General features: G+C 56.4%; 18 protein-coding genes. 9 read left to right on the top strand and 9 right to left on the bottom strand.

Features of this window, described 5'->3' with window-relative positions; genetic code table 11:
- The gene (locus MVA01S_RS08300; RefSeq protein WP_060941573.1) at positions 1–1,488 is read left to right on the top strand and encodes a tyrosine-protein kinase domain-containing protein; all 1,488 of its coding nucleotides are present in this window, start codon (positions 1–3) and stop codon (positions 1,486–1,488) included.
- 185 nt (positions 1,489–1,673) lie between these two features.
- On the top strand, positions 1,674–2,423 hold the full coding sequence (locus MVA01S_RS08295) for a class I SAM-dependent methyltransferase (protein ID WP_003929383.1): 750 nt from the start codon (positions 1,674–1,676) through the stop codon (positions 2,421–2,423).
- Positions 2,424–2,452: 29 nt separating this feature from the next.
- On the opposite strand, the gene MVA01S_RS08290 is transcribed toward MVA01S_RS08295, so the two are convergent.
- On the bottom strand, positions 2,453–3,697 hold the full coding sequence (locus MVA01S_RS08290; RefSeq protein ID WP_003929384.1) for a glycosyltransferase family 4 protein: 1,245 nt from the start codon (positions 3,695–3,697) through the stop codon (positions 2,453–2,455).
- Positions 3,698–3,766: 69 nt separating this feature from the next.
- A complete protein-coding gene (gene wzy, locus MVA01S_RS30305; RefSeq protein ID WP_081528987.1) occupies positions 3,767–5,206 on the bottom strand; it encodes an O-antigen polysaccharide polymerase Wzy in 1,440 nt (479 codons plus the stop codon).
- A 742-nt stretch (positions 5,207–5,948) separates the two neighbouring features.
- Between wzy and istA the strand changes: the two genes are divergently transcribed.
- From istA to MVA01S_RS08270, 5 genes are all read left to right on the top strand, one after another.
- Positions 5,949–7,193, top strand: coding sequence for an IS21 family transposase (gene istA / locus MVA01S_RS08280; RefSeq protein WP_040540458.1), 1,245 nt, complete (start codon positions 5,949–5,951; stop codon positions 7,191–7,193).
- 2 nt (positions 7,194–7,195) lie between these two features.
- Positions 7,196–7,978 (top strand): IS21-like element helper ATPase IstB, encoded by a 783-nt coding sequence (gene istB / locus MVA01S_RS08275; RefSeq protein WP_003929386.1) that lies wholly within the window; start codon positions 7,196–7,198, stop codon positions 7,976–7,978.
- A gap of 249 nt (positions 7,979–8,227) precedes the next feature.
- On the top strand, positions 8,228–8,914 hold the full coding sequence (locus MVA01S_RS30300; protein ID WP_144033029.1) for an SGNH/GDSL hydrolase family protein: 687 nt from the start codon (positions 8,228–8,230) through the stop codon (positions 8,912–8,914).
- Positions 8,915–9,373: 459 nt separating this feature from the next.
- Positions 9,374–10,462, top strand: coding sequence for a glycosyltransferase (locus MVA01S_RS30295; protein ID WP_003929387.1), 1,089 nt, complete (start codon positions 9,374–9,376; stop codon positions 10,460–10,462).
- A 1-nt stretch (position 10,463) separates the two neighbouring features.
- Positions 10,464–11,456 carry an NAD-dependent epimerase/dehydratase family protein gene (locus MVA01S_RS08270; RefSeq protein WP_003929388.1) on the top strand — a complete coding sequence of 331 codons (993 nt, stop codon included), beginning with the start codon at positions 10,464–10,466 and terminating at the stop codon, positions 11,454–11,456.
- A gap of 76 nt (positions 11,457–11,532) precedes the next feature.
- Here the strand turns inward: MVA01S_RS08270 and MVA01S_RS30775 are convergent, their stop codons facing one another.
- Complete coding sequence (locus MVA01S_RS30775) at positions 11,533–13,002, bottom strand: oligosaccharide flippase family protein (RefSeq protein WP_110765577.1); 1,470 nt, start codon at positions 13,000–13,002, stop codon at positions 11,533–11,535.
- Between the two features lie 384 nt (positions 13,003–13,386).
- Here MVA01S_RS30775 and MVA01S_RS31270 point away from each other — a divergent pair, with 384 nt between their 5' ends.
- Positions 13,387–14,283: a class I SAM-dependent methyltransferase gene (locus MVA01S_RS31270; protein WP_003929389.1), complete on the top strand. Its 897-nt coding sequence runs from the start codon at positions 13,387–13,389 to the stop codon at positions 14,281–14,283.
- Here the strand turns inward: MVA01S_RS31270 and MVA01S_RS31925 are convergent, their stop codons facing one another.
- From MVA01S_RS31925 to MVA01S_RS08255, 6 genes are all read right to left on the bottom strand, one after another.
- Complete coding sequence (locus MVA01S_RS31925) at positions 14,284–14,541, bottom strand: DapH/DapD/GlmU-related protein (protein ID WP_306307753.1); 258 nt, start codon at positions 14,539–14,541, stop codon at positions 14,284–14,286.
- A gap of 410 nt (positions 14,542–14,951) precedes the next feature.
- Positions 14,952–15,614: a class I SAM-dependent methyltransferase gene (locus tag MVA01S_RS30285; protein WP_003929391.1), complete on the bottom strand. Its 663-nt coding sequence runs from the start codon at positions 15,612–15,614 to the stop codon at positions 14,952–14,954.
- Entirely contained in the window at positions 15,589–16,872 is a 1,284-nt protein-coding gene (locus MVA01S_RS30280; RefSeq protein WP_081528984.1) for a glycosyltransferase family 4 protein, read from the bottom strand. Before MVA01S_RS30280 ends, MVA01S_RS30285 begins: the two co-directional genes overlap by 26 nt.
- Complete coding sequence (locus MVA01S_RS30275; RefSeq protein WP_081528983.1) at positions 16,757–17,869, bottom strand: glycosyltransferase; 1,113 nt, start codon at positions 17,867–17,869, stop codon at positions 16,757–16,759. Before MVA01S_RS30275 ends, MVA01S_RS30280 begins: the two co-directional genes overlap by 116 nt.
- Positions 17,870–17,999: 130 nt before the next feature.
- The gene (locus MVA01S_RS32420; RefSeq protein ID WP_003929393.1) at positions 18,000–18,575 is read right to left on the bottom strand and encodes an LbetaH domain-containing protein; all 576 of its coding nucleotides are present in this window, start codon (positions 18,573–18,575) and stop codon (positions 18,000–18,002) included.
- On the bottom strand, positions 18,572–19,900 hold the full coding sequence (locus tag MVA01S_RS08255; RefSeq protein WP_040540453.1) for a UDP-glucose dehydrogenase family protein: 1,329 nt from the start codon (positions 19,898–19,900) through the stop codon (positions 18,572–18,574). Before MVA01S_RS08255 ends, MVA01S_RS32420 begins: the two co-directional genes overlap by 4 nt.
- A 339-nt stretch (positions 19,901–20,239) precedes the next feature.
- Here MVA01S_RS08255 and MVA01S_RS08250 point away from each other — a divergent pair, with 339 nt between their 5' ends.
- On the top strand, positions 20,240–20,857 hold the full coding sequence (locus MVA01S_RS08250; protein WP_081528982.1) for an arsenate reductase/protein-tyrosine-phosphatase family protein: 618 nt from the start codon (positions 20,240–20,242) through the stop codon (positions 20,855–20,857).
- Positions 20,858–20,968 lie beyond the last annotated feature (111 nt).

Here is a 20,968-nt window from a genome sequence, read left to right as displayed (position 1 = left end):
TTGAATCTGCAGGACATCGTAAGGCTGATTCGAGCACGATGGCTGACGGTGTGCGTAACCGTTGTAGTCGCGCTGCTAGGAGCCGTCGCGATAACATTGTTTACAACGCCGCTGTACCAAGCCTCTACGAGACTATATGTGTCGACCTCAGGTGGTTCATCCGTGGCGGAGATGTACCAAGGCAATCGACTTTCTCAAGAACGCGTCGTTTCGTACACGCAGCTTATAATGGGGCAGACTCTCGCCCAGCGCACAATCGACAAATTGGGTTTAAGTACGAGTGCCGGCGCGCTGCAGGAAAATGTGACCGCGAAAGCCAAACCTGACACCGTCCTTATCGATGTGACTGTGCTCGATGCATCACCTGTGCGAGCGCGGGATATCGCCAACACGCTTTCGGACGAATTTGTAACCCTCGTCCGTGAACTAGAGACGCCAGAAAGCGGCGCGAGGCCGGATGCTCGCGTTGTTGTCGAGCAGCGTGCTTCGATTCCAAATGGGCCCGTTATTCCAAAGACCGCGCGGAACATAGGCGTCGGACTAGCTCTCGGCTTACTTCTTGGATTTGGCATCGCGGTATTCCGCGACATGCTGGATAACACCGTTAAGAACCGAGAGAATCTCGAAGAGATTACAGGTGCTGGTATCGTTGGCAATATGCCGCTCGACAAGGATCGCCGTAAACAGCCAGCTATAGCCTTTGATCGCGATAGCTCGGGGACTGCCGAAGCCTTCCGGAAATTACGTACCAATCTTCAGTTTTTGGCAGTTGATAATCCGCCGCGCATCATTGTAGTGACTAGTTCTATGCCCAGTGAAGGTAAGTCAACCACGGCGATCAACATTGCTTTAGCTCTGGCCGAAGCTGAGCACAGTGTCGTACTGGTTGATGGAGATATGCGGCGCCCCGCATTGGCGAAGTATCTAGACCTCGTAGGGCAGGTAGGTTTTAGCACTGTCTTGAGTGGCGGAGCTTCGTTGGAAGAAGCGCTTCAAAAGACGCGCTTCTCGGGCCTTTCTGTCCTTACGTCTGGCGCTATTCCGCCCAACCCGAGCGAACTTCTCGGATCGCAATCAGCGAGGAAACTGCTGAGCGAGCTTCGCACGGAGTTCGACTACGTGATTGTCGATTCGACGCCACTCCTTGCGGTAACTGATGCCGCGATTCTGGCCGCAGGAGCGGACGGTGTCCTCATAATGGCTCGGTTCGGCCACACTAAGCGAGAGCAGCTCGTACACGCTGTCGGAAGCCTCGAAAGCGTTGGCGCACCCTTGCTTGGGGCAGTTTTCACGATGTTGCCGTCACGCGGCAATTCGTCCTCCTATGCCTACAGCTATAAATACACCTATGCCGGTAGTGAGACCGAGGGGCGAACCGCGACGGGGGAGACGACGTGGCAACAGCCGCCTGACCGAATTGCGCAACCTGCCTCGCGACAATTAGCTGATTGGGCCGAAAAACGCCGTCGGCGAGAGACGCTTGAATAGAGCCTAGGATGTTTCTCCTGGGACGCAAGCCGAGGGAGCCGGGTGGAGATTACCGTGCTGGCCCCGTGAATGAATCTGCATGTGCGACCACTCAACATCGGCATAATTTCGATTGCGTGATGGAATGGGCGGATTTGATGCGATCGGCTACGGCCGAAACAAGCGAGAACTTGTAGAGTGAATACATGGATGATGAGTCGCTTAAACGTCGATTTTATCCCGAAGTAAACATCGGCGGGTTTACACATGTCGACGGGACTGTTAGTTTTTTCAATCAGATTGCAGCAATCGTGCGTCCCTCTGACACGGTCCTAGATTTTGGCGCGGGTAGAGGTGGGCCGCTCTTTGACGACCAAGTTGAATTCCGCCGAAGTATGGCCGACCTCAAGGGCCGCTGCAAGCACCTAGATGGCTGCGACGTTGATCCGGTGATACTTGAGAATCCTTTCCTCGACGACGCAAAGGTGATCGTCACTGGGGAGCCGCTGCCGTACGAAAATGAACGATTCGACCTCGTCGTCGCTCGGTTCGTTTTCGAGCACATTGAAGATCCTCATTTCGTCATTTCCGAACTTCTGCGCGTCGCTAAGCCGGGCGGCGTAATTGCCGCAGTTACGCCCAATAAATGGGGCTACATAGCAATGAGTGCGCGGATGGTGCCTAATCGCCTTCACGTGAAAGTGCTTACGCGGAGCCAACCTAACCGGAAGGCCAAAGATGTTTTCCCTACTCAATACAAGCTGAACACTCCCCGCGCATTAACAGATGCATTTGGCGATCGAGCGGACGTATATATAGTGAGGCACGCGCCAGAACCCTCGTATCACTTTGGTATGCCGTGGTTATACAGATTGCTCAAATTTGCAAACAAGCATGCTCCCGATGCAATGAGCCCCGTTCTCAACGTTTATGCACGAAAGCGGTCGACTGACTAAGCCGCTCGATGGATCGGCGACACCTGCCTTTAGTTTTGGTTGGAATCGCGAAATTTCTGCTGGATTAAGTCGCTCCACTTCGCAAGGGCAGCGGGCTCACCCAAGACCGCGTCACGGTACTGTCGACCATTTTTGCCGTATCGCTCGGCGGCCTGCTCATCCGCACATAGACTCTGAATAGCGGAAAGAAGGGCCTCCGGATCGCCAGCTGGGACCACTAATCCCGCGTCTGCGGCGAAGATTTCTTCCGCAGTTATCCCCGCACGATCCGTCGCCGCTACTATGGGGCGCTGAGCATTGAAGTAGGAAGTAAGTTTGCTCGGCACGGCCATTGATGCCACGCCAGGCTTTTCGTTCACAACCAGCACGTCTGCCGCACTGAGAGCCAAATGGTAGTCGTGATCATCCAAAGGATCGACGAAGCTGATATGTGACACACCATTTGCGAGACTTTCTAGGTGCTTCCGCTCACCACCGTCTCCGACTAACACAAAGTGCACAGAAGAATTGCGCGCCTCCGCAAGACGTGCCGCGTCTACGATATTTTCTAGTCCCTGTTTCGCCCCCATATTTCCAGTGTGGACAGCAAGTATCACATCTGCAGGCCAGCCGAGCTGTCGTCGCGCTTGGACGGCGGTTGTATTGGGGGGATCGGCTAGGTGGGTCCAGTTTCGGATGACCGATACCCGGTCGGCGGCTACGCCGAGTTCCTGCGTCACGAGCGCATTGAATCGCTCGTGAATGACCACAACGTGGTCAGCGGCACGAAATGTGCTTGATTCGATCCAACGGACGATTCTCTGCACTAAGGAGCTTCCTTCGCCCACCTCGGCTAGTCCGACGCCATAGAGATCCTGGACCCAAATAATCAACGGCGGACGGTTTGGAGTGAGCCGCAGACGGAGTGCGACCAAGGCTGTTGCGAACAACGAGGGTGTGATGCTTACGATCGCGGCAGGATAGCGCCAGTTGTCAAATATCAGGCGCAGGCCGAAGGTCAACTCGGACAGCAACCTACGATAACCCCGAGGCGTTCTGGGAACATAATGTAGGCGGCGGCGCACTGACGTACGTCCGCGTTCTTCCGTGCGCGTCCATTGCCCGTAATCGTCGGCAATTATCCATTCTGGATAGTGCGGATGTGCGACATGCGCTGTGACTGAGAAGCCGGCCTTGCTCAACCCGTCAGCTAGCGCCCCCGCGTATGGAGCGATACCTGTGGGTTCAGGCGGGAAGTTAAGGCTAAATAGGCATACGCCTTGGGGCGACCTCATAGGCCGAGCTTAATCTCTCGTACGTTCGTTGATGGTCATGGCTCAGTAGTTTCGACCGGTAGTTGGTGTTCATATCTGTGCTTGGTGCCGCTGTTGAGCTGCACGGCGCCTATGGTGTCCTCGGCTAGGGTGTTGCTGCCGTATTGCTGGCGTCAGTACGGCTACTGCCCAGAAGAGCAGAAATACCCAAACTAGCGGCCTTACCGGAAATGTGAGCGAATAGCGAGGGAGTTCCGCCACAAGAGCGAGGGTGACTAAGTAGAACACTGCCCGCCAAGGGGAGTCGGGGTGATTGATTAAGGATACACGCGTATACGCCACTCCGAGGCCCACCAGGAACAGCAGTATGGGGACGCCGAACAGCCCGAAATCCATGTAGATGTCGGCGATTACGTTGGTCCCCACTCCCCATGTGGCTGAGGGGCCGAGCAATATCATCACAAGCACGTCGGAACTCTGCGTAAAAGGCATCTCCGGTGGTATTACGGCGCCACGAATGAATGGAATTACTCCGGCCAAGCCGACGAGCTTGTACAAGCCGTAGCCGTAATCGAAGTATTCAGGCACATTCGCTAGAGCGGCCCGCACGGAGATGGTGCTGATGTTGAAGCTGCTATCGGCCGACGCTGTGCCCGACGCCGCCTCTCCGAACGCGTATTGCATGAGGGAGTCGACTCGCCCTTTACGGAACTGCTCAATGGCGTTATACATGACCAAAGCAATAGCGCAGCAGGTGACTAGTGCCCATCGTCCGATGCGGACGCGGAATGTAAAGATGCCACCAAGAGCAACTATGCCGATAAGTAGGAAACTGTTGCGGTCGCCTGCCAGGAGTATTCGGCCGGCCCAAAGGAGCGCGACACCCGCTGCGGCCCATAGGAAAATCGACTTTGGGGCTGCAGCTGCCCGGCTTCGATTCGGTGTAAGAATTAATGCAACTGCGACCATGCAAAGAACGGTTATTCCCGTATAAATTCCCTCGGCGAAGTTGCCGCCAGCAGTACTGTCCGTATAGCGGCCCTCTGCCTCAGCTTTAAATCCGAATGCCAAATAGAAGGCGATAAGTAGGATTTGAAGGGCTAAGACCGGGAGCGCCAGCGAGTCAGCGCTTAGCGCGTCAAGTCGCGTTACGCGCTTGTGCTCATTCGTGCGCTGGAGGGTGGAGTTTGGTCTCAGATAGCGGAGCCCGGCTCGAAAAGAAACCATGCCTATCGAGGCTAATAGAATGGCGTGGTTCGATTGATCACTAAATGCTTTTCCTGGGAAACGCTGACTGGCTTCCAAGTCGTTAATATCAAGTAGGAAAAGCTGGTATGGGAGGAAATAGATAAGATAGGCGAAGAATAAGAAAAGAAATTCTGCTGTGACGAACGTTGGCAATCCGCGGTACACGCGTGACGGCTTCCACACAGAGGCGATAATTAGGGCATAGTGTAATACGAGGCACGCCCAGAGGATCGGTGCGTCTGCCCCTAGGGGCGCTCCGACGTAGGCGACAAGTAGTGTCATTACTACCCAGATTTCGGGCAGTGGCAGTTTTACGGTACTCGCGCGGCCCGCTAGGTCGCGCCTTGTTGTCAGTTCGTTGGGCAATCTTTTTCGCCATCGCTTAGTTTTTGCGAATCATTTGTCTTTCTGCCCGCGATTTGCAAATAGAAAATTTTGCGATCATCCTGTAGGTGACGATCGTTATTGTGCCACCAAATCGTAAACCGCGGCGAGATGTTCGTACCCATGCTGTCATCCTCCCCGGTTCCCCCCGATGCGTAGTGCCCACTCAGTCCGGTGTGGTCGAGCGTCGCATGCGCGCACCTGTTGGAGACTAATGCGGCCATGCTAGCGAATAGTCCAGCGGTTGTGTCATCGCTCCCAAGGCCAAGTTGTACTGGCCCGGACGTCTAGGGCCTGGCGTGGTGAAAACGATGGAGACCTCCGAGTGGACTTTTGGGGCTGTCGAGGAACGCTTCGCACTCTCGGAGGTCTCCGTGTCCCACCGTAATGCTGCATTGTCAGAAGCCGGTTGTATGCGGCTGGCTCGTTGTCGTCACGAGGAAGGGGCGGTCCCTTCGCCTGGCTGCTCAGCGGTTCGGCGCTGGCATGTCGGTTCGCATCCGTGTGGGTCGTGTGTTGAAGACTGGGCGAACCTTACGAGGACCTCGACGACTTCCACACCTGAGAGCGTGTTGACGACGGTTGAGAACCCGGCCAGTCGCGACGGTTGAAAAGTAGGCCACCCAATCAGATTGGATGGGTGATCTCCTTGGAAGACTGGGCCTTGATCCGGCATCTTCATCGCAGCGAGGGGTTGTCGCAGCGGGCTATCGCACGGCAGCTGAGCATCGCGCGAGACACGGTGGCCAGTGCGCTGGCCAGTGATGGGCCGCCGAAGTACGTGCGGGCGTCTGCGCCGTCGGCGATTGCCGAGGTTGAGCCGCGGATTCGGGCGTTGTTGTCGGCGTATCCCGGTATGCCGGCGACGGTGATCGCTGAGCGCGTCGGGTGGACAGGCTCGATCTCCTGGTTTCGGGAGCGGGTGCGGGCGATCCGGCCGGAGTATTTGCCCGCTGATCCGGTGGACCGTCTCGAGCATCCGCCGGGTCGGGTGATGCAGTGCGACCTGTGGTTCCCGGCGCCCAAGATTACGGTCGGGTTCGGCCAGGAGGCGTTGTTGCCGGTGCTGGTGATGGTGGCCGCGTTCTCCCGGTTCATCGCCGCGGTGATGCTGCCGTCGCGTCAGACCATGGACTTGGTGGCGGGGGTGTGGCAGCTGCTTGCGGGCAACTTCGCCGCGGTGCCCCGTCAGTTGTGGTGGGACAACGAGGCCGGGATCGGACGCCGCGGCCGGTTGACCGAGCCGGTCACTGCGCTGATGGGAACGCTCGGGTCGCGGCTGGTGCAACTGAAGCCCTATGGCCCCGAACCTAAGGGGATGGTGGAGCGAGCTAACCGGTATCTGGAGACCTCATTTCTGCCCGGCCGCAGCTTCACCTCGCCGCAAGACTTCAATAACCAACTTGGGCAATGGCTTCCGACCGCCAACGCGCGAAGGGTGAGGGTGCTCGATGGTGGTCGTCCGGTGGACTTCCTCGATGCCGACCGAGCCCAGATGCTGGCGCTGCCGCCGGTGCCACCGGTGGTGCGGACGGTGACTTCGGTGCGGCTGGGACGTGACTACTACGTGCGGGTGGCCGGCAACGACTACTCCGTGGACCCGAGTGCGATCGGCCAACTCGTCGAGGTGACCACCACCCTGACCCAGGTGACGGTGACCCGATCGGGCCGCCTGCTGGCGGCTCATGACCGCTGCTGGGCGGCGCGACAAACCTTGACCGACCCCACGCACGTCACGACAGCCGCGGCGCTGCGCCACCAGTTCCAAGCTGGCCCGCCGCCGGCGGCGAGTGATCAGCTGGTGCGAGACCTCGCCGACTACGACCGCGCGTTCTCTGTCGACTTCATCGCTGGCACAGTCACTTCCGATGGTGAGGTGGCCTGATCATGGCCGAGGATCCGATGAAGGCCGTCCTGCACTACGCACAGGCGCTCAAGGCGCCGCGCATCCGCGAGTCCGCCGCCCGGTTGGCCGAGCAAGCCCGCGACGCCGGCTGGACCCACGAGGATTACCTCGCGGCGGTACTGTCGCGGGAAGTCGCGGTCCGCGAAGCCTCTGGTGCAGCGACCCGCATCCGATCCGCGGGGTTCCCGACCCGCAAGTCGTTAGAAGACTTCAACTTCGATCACCAACCGGCGCTAAACCGGGACATGATCGCCTACCTGGGCACTGGTGCGTTCCTGGCCAAGGCATCTAACGTCGTGCTGCTCGGGCCGCCCGGAACCGGCAAGACCCACCTCGCCATCGGACTGGCGGTCAAGGCCGCCCAGACCGGTCATCGCATCGCGTTCGCCACCGCGGTGGATTGGGTCGCCCGCCTCAAAGCAGCCCACAACGCCGGCCGACTCCCCGCCGAACTGGTCAAGCTGCGGCGCATCGGCCTGCTCATCGTCGACGAGGTCGGCTACATCCCCTTCGAACAGGACGCGGCGAACCTGTTCTTGCAACTGGTCTCCAGCCGCTACGAACACGCCTCGCTGATCCTGACCTCCAACCTGTCGTTTGCCCGCTGGGGCGACGTCTTCGGAGATCAAGTGGTGGCCGCGGCGATGATCGACCGCATCGTGCACCACGCCGACGTCTTGACCCTGAAAGGCTCCAGCTATCGGCTCAGGGACACCGGAATCGACACCTTGCCCTCCGCCAGAGCCGACAACACGGCACAATAGGCCACGACCACGTGGCCTACTTTTCACCGTCGCTTCTGGCCTACTTTTCAACCGTCGTCGACAGAGCGTCGAGAACCTCTACTACGATTAGAGATAATCTCCGGAAGGCGGGGTGTGTTCCGACGAAATGGCGTTGGGCTTACGGGGGCGGGGCAATCTCGAACAAAGTTGCTGGTCCATGTCGCATGTGTCTGGTGCGCTCTTAACGACGGTAAGAGCCCACTCTACGTCAGTACCCAAGGGGTGAGTGTGCGCTACATCGTTGCTGTATTGGTTGCCTTTGCGCTAGTGAGCTGCCATAAGTCGCCGCCCGAGTATGAATCGAGGTACACACCGCCTCCGGTCATCGCCGATCCAGGAGTCCCAGTCGCGATGGTCGGCGACTCCTATACCTCGGGCACCCCAGTGGGAGGTTCCGGGAGCCGAAGCTGGCCTCGCCAAAGCGAAGTGCGGTTGCGCGATCAAGGAATTGACATCTACCCGCGGATCGCCGCCGAAGGGGGCGCCGGCTACGTCAACCGAAGCAGCCGCAGCGGCCTTAGGTTCATAGACGAAGTGAGCAATTTGAGCGGTCCAGCATACCAGCTGTTTATCATAGTTGGATCTGTCAACGACGCGGGAGCACCGCCTGATGACCTCGAAGCGGCGGTGCAGGCCACACTCATACGCGTTAAGGAGATCGCTCCCCAAGCGAGAATTCTTGTCGTCGGACCCCCGTGGTTGGTGGCGTCGTCGGTGCCAGGAATTCTGCGAGCGCGAGACATCGTCAAGACTCAATCCGAAGCGGCAGGCGCTACATTTATTGATCCGATTGCTGAGGACTGGCTATCCGCTGATGAGATTGGCCGGGACGGGACCCATCCCACTGATAGAGGTCACGAGATACTTACAGACAAGCTCACACCGCTGATTGCACAACAGTTAGAGTCGCCGTAGGCGTGATCGGAGCCGCCATCTGGCACACCTAGTTCTACATGAGGAACGCGCGCGCGGGCGGCCACGGCATCGATATAGCTGAGATTCTGGCGGCCCGACAGGCGAATGTCGCAACTCTGCTGCATTGGTTTGCCGCAGGCGCAATACCAGCGTTGAACACGAGCGGCAGGCATACCGCACCCGCGATAAAGCGGGAGCCGAGCAGTTACTTAGATCGATCGCTAGCAAGCAAGTTAAAGCAACAGAGTCAATGTAATATCCGATATCAAGATCATGGGAACGAACTTTGGGACGATTGCAGCACAGGCTAACCCCTCCTGGGAGCGCTGCGAATGGGCGTGAAGTGGTGCCAGATAGCCGCCTCAACAGGCTAGTGGCCCACTTAAGGTCCGAGCAAGCCAAAGCGGCCCTAGATCGGACAATCGCTCTCCCGACCCCGCCCTGCACATTGGACATAAATTGAGAATTATTCACTTCTCGACTCACCTATCAAGGACCGCTGGCGGTCTATATTACTCAGTTTCTGGACTTGCGAAGGCACAAATGGAAGCCGGCGCCGAGGTTCTGGTTGTTGGCGGCCAGGATCAGTATTTTAAAGAAGACAGGAGTGAATGGGGCGCTGTAAAATTACTTTCGTACTCGGTGCCACAGGGGGGATACGGGCTGAAGCTCGAACCCATCAATGCGCTCAGGCGATTCAAGCCTGATATTCTCCACGTTCATGGTATATGGTCGGCCGCGTCGATCTACGCCACTATATCGACCAGAATCGGAACGCCGACCGTCATTTCGCCGCGGGGGATGCTTGACCCCTGGATACTCCAGCGCAGTAAGCACGTTAAACAGGTCCATGCAACTTTGTTTGAGCGCCCAGCGCTTAGAAAAGCTTATGTACATGCCCTCAGCCAATCTGAGTACGATTCGATATTGAAATTTATGCCAAGCGCATTAGCTCGGACGTTCATCATCCCGAACGGTATAGGCGAGGTTGGGTTGACCGAAGAAACGCCGCGCGATGGGGCTCTCTATATTGGTCGACTACACGCTAAGAAGCAAGTGATCGAACTTGCCAAATTGTGGCGACAATCAGCTGCGCTGAAAGACATCATGCTTACCATCGCAGGATGGGGAGACCTGGCCTACGAGACCGAACTCGTGTCGATAGCTAACGGATCCTCGAATGTCCGCTTTGTGGGCGCCCTCTACGGCGATGCAAAAAAAGAGGCTTTCAACGCGACACGTTTCTTCATCCTTCCCTCACTGAGCGAAGGACTGCCTATGGCCGCGCTCGAAGCCCTGCATCACGGCGCGGTGCCGATACTTACCGATGAATGCAATCTGCCGGAGCTATTTAATAACCAAGTCGGCGTGCGCATACAAAGTGATCTAACCGATTTGGAACGCATCGTTAGCGATCTAGTCAATCTTCCCGCGGCTACTCTCGATGAATATGCCAAGCATGCGCGAACTATGTCACAGAGGTACCTTTGGTCGGCTATTGCGCAACGGATGTGCTCAAAGTACGCGGAAATCATAGAAAAGGGGTAAAGTGCGATACTTCATAACCGGTGCCGCGGGTTTCATCGGGTATCATGTTGCGGAGCAGCTTCTTAAACAAGGCCACGAAGTCGCGGGTTACGACGGAATGACGGCATATTATGATCCGGAGCTGAAGGGCGCAAGGCTGCGTCGATTAGAGAACTTCCAAGATTTCGCATTTACGGAGGGGCTCCTGGAGGACAGTGCTGGACTTCGGCAGGCCGTCGAGCGGGCCAAACCCCAGGTTGTCATCCACTTAGCGGCCCAGGCGGGAGTTCGGTACGCGTTAGAAGCGCCCGAAGCGTATATGCAATCCAACGTAAACGGCACATTTAACCTGCTTGAGGTACTACGTAGTAATCCCGTGGACCACTTCTTGTTTGCCTCAACAAGCTCAGTCTACGGTGGTAACGCAAAAATGCCATTTAGCGAGACCGACCGCACAGACTTCCCAGTGTCACTATATGCGGCCACTAAAAAGTCCGGCGAGGCGATGTGTCATACCTACGCACACCTTTTTGACATACCGACCACCGTATTTCGCTTTTTCACGGTGTACGGACCGTGGGGGCGACCGGATATGGCATTGTTCAAATTCGCCAAGGCGATCATTGAGGGTAGGCCAATCGAAGTATACGGCAGCGGAAATATGCGTCGAGACTTCACTTATATAGACGACCTCGTGGATTCCATAGTCGCACTAGCAAGAAAACCTCCGCTCGTGTCCAGCTCTAATGTTGATTCGATAAGCCCGGTGGCTCCTTTCCGGGTAGTAAACATCGCCGGCGGGAAGCCGACAGGCTTGATGGAATACATTTCGGCGATTGAGCACGCGCTCGGTCAGAACGCGCAGAAAACGATGCTCGGCATGCAACCTGGTGATGTCGTTGAAACATACGCCGATCCGAGCCTTCTGCTTGAATTAACCGGCAACGTGCCGTCTACACCTGTCACTGAAGGTGTTGTTCGGTTTATTTCGTGGTATCGCGAGTACTACGGCTAGATGCTTCCAGAGGCCGACCGCTGCCCGTCGATCAGCTCTCGCGTCGAAAAATCGTTCTCCCGAGTGGAAGTTGGCGCTAACGGCGCCGGCTGATCATATCTCGCACAGTAGACCGGGGAAGCAGTCCGAACCATACCGCGGTGCAGAAGGCTGCAAACCACACTAAGATAATCATCGCGCTTTGCGCGGGATTCGAGTTGGTTATGAGGCCACCGGCGACATACGACAACAAAAGTAATGCTGCCGCTGCTATCAAGGCCCGTGAAGGCACAGCTGACCGCGGAATCGCTCGAGATACAAAGATCGGGTAAGCGATGTTAGGCACAAATCGGAACGCAATGATTGCAAGCAAAGCTATAGCGAGGCTATCGGTGGCGGCAAATACCGCTATAGCCGAAACTATCGCACCTACACTACTGAAGAGCCCCACCATCACTTTCGGTGCGATCCGCATGGTTACGTCCAGAATCTGTCCGTCCATCCGAAGAAGGGCAAGTTGAAGTCCGCAAATTACTAAAAGCGCGTTTAGAGAATTCCCTAGATACTGGTCGTTACCCACCCAGATTGAGACGAAAGCGCCGTTGAAGGCGAGGACCGCACTACTGCCGAGTACCGCAAGTCCCATTACGAGGTGGCGCACGGAGCGTGCACGTACCGCAGCGTCGTCGTACTCCGACGCCCCGAGATGGGCGCCAAGTTTGGGCATGAAGCCGCTAGCTGTCACAAGCGCTATGGATAGGACAAATTGCATTACGTAAGTGGTGAAGGTGTAGCGACTAACTTCTACAGCTCCCAACATGATGCTGATGAGGATCAGCTCAGATGCGAGAAAAAGCTTGTCAACGACGACCCAACCAAGCGTCCAAGCGCTGTACCCAAAAACGCGCCGTATGTCGGTTCGGTGCGGCCGTGCGATACCCCACCAGGAGATTGACCTCCGCGCAACAAGCAGAGTAATGGCTGCGTTTATAACTGCGGCGGTAAGGATGATTATTGCCAAGGACCACAGTGGCCAGCTCTGAAACGCAGCCACGACCATCGCCCCATTGCTCGCCACGAAGACGGATGTGGTGACAAGCATTGATTTGTAGCCCTGATTCACTCCCGTGAGGACCGCGTCGGGGACTGACATGAAGCCGAGTAACACGGTGTTGGCGGCCAATATTGCAGCTGCGGTGTAAACAATCCGTTTCGAATCTTCGGGTATGCCGCTAATTAGCAATGGCGATGCTAGCGTTACCCCACCAGCAACGATTGCCGCAGCGGGGAGCCAGCGCATCCATATCATGATCGCAGCGCCAATATCACGCCGCTTCTCGTCGTCGCTATACCCGGATCTACTTGCGACGACCCATTTCAATGCCTGGGAAGCGCGCCCGTCTGCAACTGTAGCGAAATCTAGATACCTTTGAAGCGACTTCCATATCCCAAACATGAGCGGGCCGAGTGCGGCTAGCAAAAGAGGATTTACAATAAATCCTACAATGGCCACCACAATGAAGTTCAAATAGTAGGCATGTATATTGCGACGCGTATCCGAGTCCACTGCCTAGCTCTGTTCTTTTTTCATAATGTGGTCGACTTCCGTATCGTCTAAAGCTGATGCGTGCAGGCACGCATCATGGTCGGCTCGCGTTTCTGGTTAGGGCACCCATCGGCTGGCCTCGTGCGAGGACAAACGATCGCGACGATAATAAACGTCGAGAGCGGACTTTCAACGCCCATCGTATCGACGCGCCGAAAAGCCTCCTAGCGTAGAGCCGGCCGTAGGCGGAGCTCCGCTTGCTGCGTAGCTGACGCCCTTCGCGTCGCCAGACGAGGCGCGTGCACGGGGTTCTCTCCAACAGTGCCCGAGAAGTGTCGAACCGGAATCGGCTGCCCACTGTTGATGGACGCCCGTCAGAATTTTCCTGTGGCATAATTCTTGCCTATGGGGATTGGATATTTGGGGGCAAGGTTGCTCTGGGACGCGAAGCGCAGCGGGGTCTGCTTCGACGAGGTACTTACTCTAGGTCGCCAATCCTTGAGGCTTTTTCCGAGCGAAGTATCGTTCTTTCAACGGGAGTACCGTCAGCACTATGGTGTCTCGCCTGCGTCCCTTGACAATTATCGCTGGGGAGACTATCTCGACGGGTTCCTCCGGGATTTCATGGAAGCAAAATCAATCACTGTACTTGATGCGTCTCCGTATCAAGGTGCCGATACTATCCATGATATGAATGAGCCCGTGCCAGAGTCATGGCACAGTCGATATGATTCGGTAATTGACGGCGGTTCACTCGAACATATATTCGATATTTCTACATCGTTCGCTAATCTCGCGGACATGTTGAAGGTCGGTGGGACTATTTTTACGAATTCGCCGGCAAATAATTTGATGGGGCACGGATTCTATCAATTTAGCCCGGAGTTCATGTTTAGGGTTTTCTCTAGCGAGAATGGCTTCCAAATTGATCATGTCATGCTCTACGAGGCGCGTTACCCAGGGGTGGAGCTAACGAAGAAATCCACTATTTACAGTGTTGTGGATCCCAACCAGGTACGGCAGCGTGTAGGGCTGCTGAATAAGAAGCCAGTTATGATGATGGTGCAAGCAAAGAAGATAGATCACGTAAAGATGTTTTCCCAGCCACCATTGCAGAGCGATTACGTCACGACGTGGGGTTCCGGTGCAAGCAGTCAACCTCCTTCGTTACGTCTTCGTTTGAAGGATTTGATCAAGAGAATGCCGCTGGCATTGCGTGCTCCAATTGAAGGCGCCCGTCAGAAGCGTAAATTTTCGTTCAGCAATTCATCGTTCTATTTACGAGAGCGCTGGCGCCCGTAGTCAGTCTGCATTATAAAGGCGAGAATAATAGGCTTTCTTCTGCGCAATTGCCATACGCTTGGTGGGATGGGACCTTTTCAGAGCAGCTTCAGCGTACTCGCTAAGTGGCTTGATCACCCTCGCCGGGATGCCCACGGCCACACTGTTGTCGGGTATATCACGGGTAACGATCGACCCAGCGCCCACGACGACGTTATTGCCGATAGTCACACCAGGCAAGACTATGCATCCATAGCCGAAATATACGTTGTTACCCACACGTATGGGACGAACTATATCGATATCCGGATGCTCGTCGCGGAGTACCCAGACCCCGCCGTCATGAGTTTCAAAGTGTGTACGAGTAGCGCTTACATGATCGCCGAGTTGAACTAGATAGGGCTCTCTGCTAAAGGTGACGCGAATGAGTCTGCATCCGTTCCCCACGGTCACTCCTATCGACCGTGCATACCCTATGGGGTCACGTCGCCGGTGGATCGCTGAAGCCAGTCGTCGAATCAAGATTTATTCTTTCTGCGCTAATTCATAATGTACAGATAAGAGAAAATGGCTGCGAATTCTTTGCGCGAGGCGATAATCACTAGATGTAGCCCAAGAGTTCGCTACACGGATGATATGTCCTCCTAGGATGGGGCCTCGTCACCCATGAATCAAGCAGGGAGCGAATCTTATGCCTTTCGCAGCAGGTAGCTGTACTCCACGCCCAGAGGAGTAGTCGCTTTGCGGGAAGAGATCACACTCAAGCCGTTCGACGCGGCCGCTTTCTCGAACCAGTCCTGCTTAACGGCGACTGCGCCTTTTGCTTGTCTAAACTGCCGAATAATACCGGCTGGCCCGCGGCGTACCGAAGCAGCAACCAGGACATACTTGCCGGAAACCCGAGCGAGTTCCCGTAGGACTTCTAGCTGTGCTGCTTCAGGCAGGTGTTTCAACAGAGCATGGCAAAACACCAAATCGAACTCGCCGGCTTCGAAGGGGAGGGATTCGGCGACTCCCTCTTGAAATTCCAGTGAGACACCCGCAATGCGGACCTCCCTTGCCCTTTTTAACATCGTTGGGGATACGTCAACACCCACTATCCGCTGAGGCGATACAGCAGCAAGATTAGGTATCCAGCGGCCGATTCCCGTCGGGCAGTCCAGTACCGCGCTTATCTGATCAGCGGGAAGTTGCCCGAGTAGCTTGTTGACCGCACGTTGTTCGCGCCGATAGCGATATTTGCCTAACGCGCCGCTGAAGCGGTTTCTGACATAGTTCTGAGCGACGTCTTCTGCCAGATATTCGCTACGGGCCGTGTACCCCGCGTTATCGCCGGCTGGGTGATTGCTCATCCTTTACCTCCATAGACTTGTTGAATAGTGCCAACCTTTGTGTCGCGAGTGCTGACGGGCTGGCCTGTGCCATGGCTCGCTTTCTGGCGTGATTGCCGAGTTCCCGTCGTAGTTCGGAGTCGGTGATCAGCTCTTCGAGGCAATCCGCGAAACGGGATACGTCACCCGTGGGAAAGACTCGGCCTTCCGCGCGGGATACCAGCTCGGGAAGTATCCCACTCGTACTTACGATGCACGGGATTCCCGCCGACATCGCCTCGAGAACGGCTCGACCATCATGTTCTTGATGGTCGGGAAGGACCTGTGCGGGCATTACGAAAATATCGACTTCGCTCAGAAATCCGTGCAATTCTTCATTGTTGATCGGCCCGACGTAGTTTACGCTGTCCACAGATGCCAGCAGGGACTTAACCGTGGGATCAACGATGCTGCCGGCCAAGCGCAGCTCGACAGTCGTAGTGCACCGCTGCTGTACTAATTTGAACGCGGACAGGAGATCCGGCACTCCTTTGACGGAGCCAATTTTGCCTACGAAGGCGATGCGGACCGTTGGAGAATCTGGTTTGGACTCCGCAGGTGCAAATCGGGAAACATCTACAGCCAGATGCGGCTGGACGTGCACCTGCGATTCGCGAGCTCCCAGTTCGCGAATGTACATCTCGCGCGTCATTCCACTAGCCGCGATTATCGCTGTTGCTCTATTTATTCCCCAACGTGCTAGCAACCGCTTCATCTTACCGAACTTTGATGACGGATTTCTAAAAGTATTTTTTTTGACGACAGGAATGAGGCGCGCGTCTGATCGTATTAGTTTCAAAACGACCAGCACCTGTACGAATTGAAGGTGCCACGGGTCATACTCGATGCAGACGATGTCGGGTTGGCTATTCCGAAGGACTGAACGCACGCCGCGGAGCATGTATTGCGTGCGCCCGAATGAAATCGCGTCCAACCCAACTATATGGACAAGTTGCCGGGTGGAGGCCAAGTTCTCCAAAGCCCCATTTGGATGGTTCGATGGGCCTACAAGCGTCAAATTGACCCGTTTGCCTAATTCGGCGAACGGTTCTAACCTTCCGGGGCCGTTATATGCGTGACTTATGACTATTACTCGAAGTGGAGTGGGGCGCCCGTCGGTATCTTTATCGTTCACTCGTGCTACATCCCTCAGTTTTCGGTAAGGCCACCGATTGAAAGATTTGCATGTAAGAATCAGCAACTTCGGAGGCTTCCATGCTTTCGAGGCGCTTAAGAGCATGCGTTAAGTGATCCGAGCTGCAGTTTGTTCGAAGGCCCTCAGCTATTTTTGCCGCAGCCTCTTCCGCGTCGTGGTGGTTCTCTACAAGTAATGGATACGACGGTCCGAGGAAGTCGATATGTTCTTTGATCCCTGAGGCTACTATCGTGCATTTAGCCTGAACGGCCTCCATTAGCACGTTAGGCATTCCTTCGTGGTCGCTCAGGCTCACTACAACCCGGGCACGAGCCATCCACTCGGTTGCGTCCTGCCTGAAGCCTAGGAACTCAATTCTGTCTTCTAGGCCTGCCCGTACTGCGATCTGCTCTAACTGTGCTCGCAGCGAGCCATCCCCGCAAACCCATATTGAGACGGTCGGATGAGACTGCGCAACAAGAGCAAATGCCTTTATCATTGTTTCGACATTCTTCTGCGGTTCGAGTCTGCCCACGTAGAGAACGCTTTGTTTGCGTTGCTCAGTGCCAGGTTCGTGCCGAGGAGCGGCGATGTTGCTGACTAGATGCACGCTGCCGCCGGTACGTCTTTCCCTCCACCACTGCACGCCGCCTGGTGAGTTGGCGGCAATAGCATCGGCTCGTTGGCCCAAAAAATCGCGCAGCCGAAATAGCCATGTATCCGCGTGGCGAGAGTTCCGCTGGGTCATCACCCATCTAACTTTGGGGGTCAAGCGGCGAATGAAGTACGAGTACACGTCGCAGACTCTTACCCAAGAGATAATGACATCGATTTTATAGGCCGAGACTAAACGGGCAACTGTGATCACCGCACGTATGTCGAAGTTGGATCGAACTTTGACATATTCGCATCGGAGATTGTGCGTCTCTAAGAGGTGATCCTGCGCTCCAGGGCGGAATCGGATCAGAGTTAGTTCTACGTCGTCTCTGCGTTGAAGTTCGTTGATTAAGAGGATGCACTGCTTCTGTGCACCGCCATAATCAAAACCAGGGATGAAGAAGCAGACACGGAGCTTCGGTTGGTTGGCGGATGGGGTGGGCATTCGTCATCCCTCTCTAATGCGAGCGGTTCGTCGCGGGCTGAATCTACGTCCACCCCCGCACGACTGAGAGCAATTGCGCTCTATCGAGGCTGGCCGTGCCGATGCGGATCGATCGGCAGGGCTTTCCCACTCAGGCCGATGGCCCACGAGCACGAGTGTGTCCACCGTCCAACGCCACCGCAGCAGGAGCTACCATAACGGTTCCTGCCTTGACTTGGCCTCCCGGAACGAGTGCGGTCGCGCCGACAACGGCGTCGTGTTGGATGACGGAACCGCGCAGGACCGTCGCGCGAGCCGCCACCCAAGCCCCATCCTCAATGGTGATCGGGGCGTTGTCGAATTCAAAAGTAGGCGACCGTCGGTCGTGGCTGCCTGTGCAAAGCAGTACGTCCTGCGAAATGCAAACGTTGGCGCCAATCGTTACCGGTTCGAGGTTGAGGATCCAGGTATTCTCACCTACCCAGCTGTAGTCCCCGACGTGCAGTTTCCAAGGCCAATGGATGCGGACGTTATGCCTTAGATTCACGCCGTTTCCGATTGACGCTCCAAACTTTCGCAAAAGGAAGATGCGCAGCCGATTTGGGCACCACCAACGCATCACGATTGCGCCCGATACGAATAGCCATGCTAACTGCCAAGCCACAGAGCGCCCACGTTGGTACCCAGACCCGGTGAACCCAGCAAGATTTCGGCGGGCGGCGGTCATTCCACACCCCGTCTACCCAACCCTCGGTACTCCCAACCGGCTTGTCGCCACGCTCGGCTATCGAGGCAATTGCGGCCATCTACAACTCGGCGGTGGCTCACATGTGTAGCTAGTTCGCCGGGGTCGATTTCGCGGAACTCAGCCCACTCGGTAAGGACGAGAACGATATCGGCGTGTTCGCACGCATCCAGGGCGGACATGGAGTATCCCAATGTTGGGAACAGCGCTTTGGAGTTGTCCATTGCTTTGGGGTCGTAGACGGTCACAGCCGCGCCCTGCAGTTGGAGTTGGCCAGCGACGTTCAGCGCAGGTGAGTCTCGGACGTCATCTGAGTCAGGCTTGAAGGCTGCTCCGAGCACAGCAATCCGCACCCCCAATAGAGAGCCGCACATCTGGCGTGTAAGTTCCACGACCTGGGTCCGTCGGCGCATGTTGATGTTGTCAACTTCGCGTAGGAAGGTGAGGGCCTGATCGGCGCCCAGCTCACCTGCCCTAGCCATGAATGCGCGAATGTCCTTAGGTAAGCATCCTCCCCCGAACCCCAAGCCGGCGTTGAGAAAAGCACGTCCGATCCTGGCGTCGTAGCCGAGCGCATCGGCTAGCTCTACCACGTCGGCTCCTGCGGCCTCGCAGACTTCAGCGACGGCATTGATAAAGGAAATCTTTGTCGCCAGGAACGCGTTTGCCGAAGTCTTTACTAGCTCAGCGGTTGCGAGGTCGGTGGTAAGGAAGGGCACACCCCGTGCAATTAGCGGTGCGTAGATTTCGCGCGCGACCGCTTCGGCTCGTCCTGTCTCTGTCCTCGCGGTTCCTAGCACGAGGCGGTCGGGTTCTAGCGTGTCTTTAATTGCATGTCCCTCACGGAGGAACTCAGGATTCCAGGCAACTTCTAGCGAGTCGTTGGCAGGTGAAATATGTTGTGCCAGTGCGCGGAGGCGTTCTGCGGTACCCACAGGCACAGTGGATTTGCCGAATATTACAGCCGGCCGGGATATCAACGGCGCAAGCGAAGTGATCACGCTGTCGATCGCTGAAACGTCTGCTGCGTACTCGCCTCTGCGTTGAGGGGTGCCGACTGCGAGGAAAAAGGCATCGGCGAAGTCGGCTGCTTCAGCATAGGACGACGAGAAGCGCAGCCGTCCGCAGTCCAGTTGCTGCTTCGTGAGATGTTCCAATCCTGGTTCGTAGAAGGGGATTTCGCCTGCACTGAGTTTGGCAAGTTTGGCCTCGTCTACGTCCACCCCCAGAACTTCATGGCCAATGCTTGCCATTGCAGCCGCGTGCGTGGCACCTAGGTAACCCGTTCCGAGAACTGCAATCTTCATGCGCTTCCTTGCTATATTTGCCGACTCGCTCACTCGCATCTCGATTGCTCCGCAATCAGACGATGAGGCTGGCCTGCCGCCGTTAGAAATTCCCCCAAATGTGTGTCGAACTATCCCACACTTGAAAGCGGCACGCCAGGTTGCCGCGGACAGAAGCAATCGACTGTGGATTCCCCGCACGGTCAGGCAGGTTTAGTGCAACCTAGCTTGGCGCTTAGCGCAAGTCGCCAGAGCTTTTGCCGTGGTCGTGTGAAGTGGCACGAGCGGGTGGGCCAGAACCAACGCGTCCTGATTGCAGCTAGAGAGGGTTAGGGGGTTTCGTCGCGACCATGTTGGACGATGCTGTTGAGTCGCGCCCAGCGAGCGCGCCCAGGCTCGTCAGTTACCCTTTTTAGCGTTGCCGCCCCGGCTAGTGAAGGAGTGGTTCTGCACGTATTATTCGTCTGTACTGGCAATATTTGCCGCTCGCCGACTGCTGAGCGGCTTGCATTGGCCCGTGCCGATCGCCTAGGTGTAATAGGTCTGCGCGCGTCTAGCGCAGGTACGAGGGCGGTGATCGGGAGTCGGATGCACGTCGAAGCGGCAAATGTCCTTGAGCAGCTTGGGGGCGATGCCTCCGATTTCGCCGCACGCCAGTTGACCAGGAGACTCGTCGCCGAGGCTGATTTGGTTCTCACCATGACTCGCGAGCACCGATCATCGGTCCTTGAGCTCGCACCGCGCTCGCTTCATCGAACCTTCACGCTTAACGAGGCCGCGTTGCTTGCGTCTATCCCAGAGCTTTGCGGTATCGCTGATCTGGCGGCATTTCGCTCGCGGGCGTCGCCCAACCGAGTTCTTGATGTTCCTGACCCGATCGGGAGAGGTCCTGATGTATTCGTGGAGGCGGGGGCTCAGATTGCCGCGGCTATTCAGCCCGTCATTGAGTTTCTCGCGAGGTCCACTCGCGGTGCCTAGTTGTTGAGTGGGGTGTGCTTCTCTCCACCTGCTCGAAGGCAAACGTGATAGCAACCGTCGGTCTGAGTAAGTGTCGCGTGGTTAATCAACGCGTCTTGTGGGCTTTTGTGT

This window comes from Mycolicibacterium vaccae NBRC 14118 = CIP 105934 (assembly GCF_001552715.1).
GTDB classification, from domain to species: Bacteria; Actinomycetota; Actinomycetes; order Mycobacteriales; family Mycobacteriaceae; genus Mycobacterium; species Mycobacterium vaccae.
Note: the sequence above shows the minus strand (reverse complement) of the source record. Positions and strands in the feature narration are given on the sequence as shown.

Bases quoted from the DNA above. Each gene is read 5' to 3' on its own strand.
- MVA01S_RS08295 (WP_003929383.1), top strand. From the start codon at position 1,674: ATGGATGATGAGTCGCTTAAACGTCGATTTTATCCCGAAGTAAACATC.
- MVA01S_RS08290 (WP_003929384.1), bottom strand. From the start codon at position 3,697: ATGAGGTCGCCCCAAGGCGTATGCCTATTTAGCCTTAACTTCCCGCCT.
- wzy (WP_081528987.1), bottom strand. From the start codon at position 5,206: ATGACACTACTTGTCGCCTACGTCGGAGCGCCCCTAGGGGCAGACGCA.
- istB (WP_003929386.1), top strand. From the start codon at position 7,196: ATGGCCGAGGATCCGATGAAGGCCGTCCTGCACTACGCACAGGCGCTC.
- MVA01S_RS31270 (WP_003929389.1), top strand. From the start codon at position 13,387: ATGGGGATTGGATATTTGGGGGCAAGGTTGCTCTGGGACGCGAAGCGC.
- MVA01S_RS30285 (WP_003929391.1), bottom strand. From the start codon at position 15,614: ATGAGCAATCACCCAGCCGGCGATAACGCGGGGTACACGGCCCGTAGC.
- MVA01S_RS30280 (WP_081528984.1), bottom strand. From the start codon at position 16,872: ATGCTCTTAAGCGCCTCGAAAGCATGGAAGCCTCCGAAGTTGCTGATT.
- MVA01S_RS30275 (WP_081528983.1), bottom strand. From the start codon at position 17,869: ATGCCCACCCCATCCGCCAACCAACCGAAGCTCCGTGTCTGCTTCTTC.
- MVA01S_RS32420 (WP_003929393.1), bottom strand. From the start codon at position 18,575: ATGACCGCCGCCCGCCGAAATCTTGCTGGGTTCACCGGGTCTGGGTAC.
- MVA01S_RS08255 (WP_040540453.1), bottom strand. From the start codon at position 19,900: ATGAAGATTGCAGTTCTCGGAACGGGTTACCTAGGTGCCACGCACGCG.
- MVA01S_RS08250 (WP_081528982.1), top strand. From the start codon at position 20,240: ATGCTGTTGAGTCGCGCCCAGCGAGCGCGCCCAGGCTCGTCAGTTACC.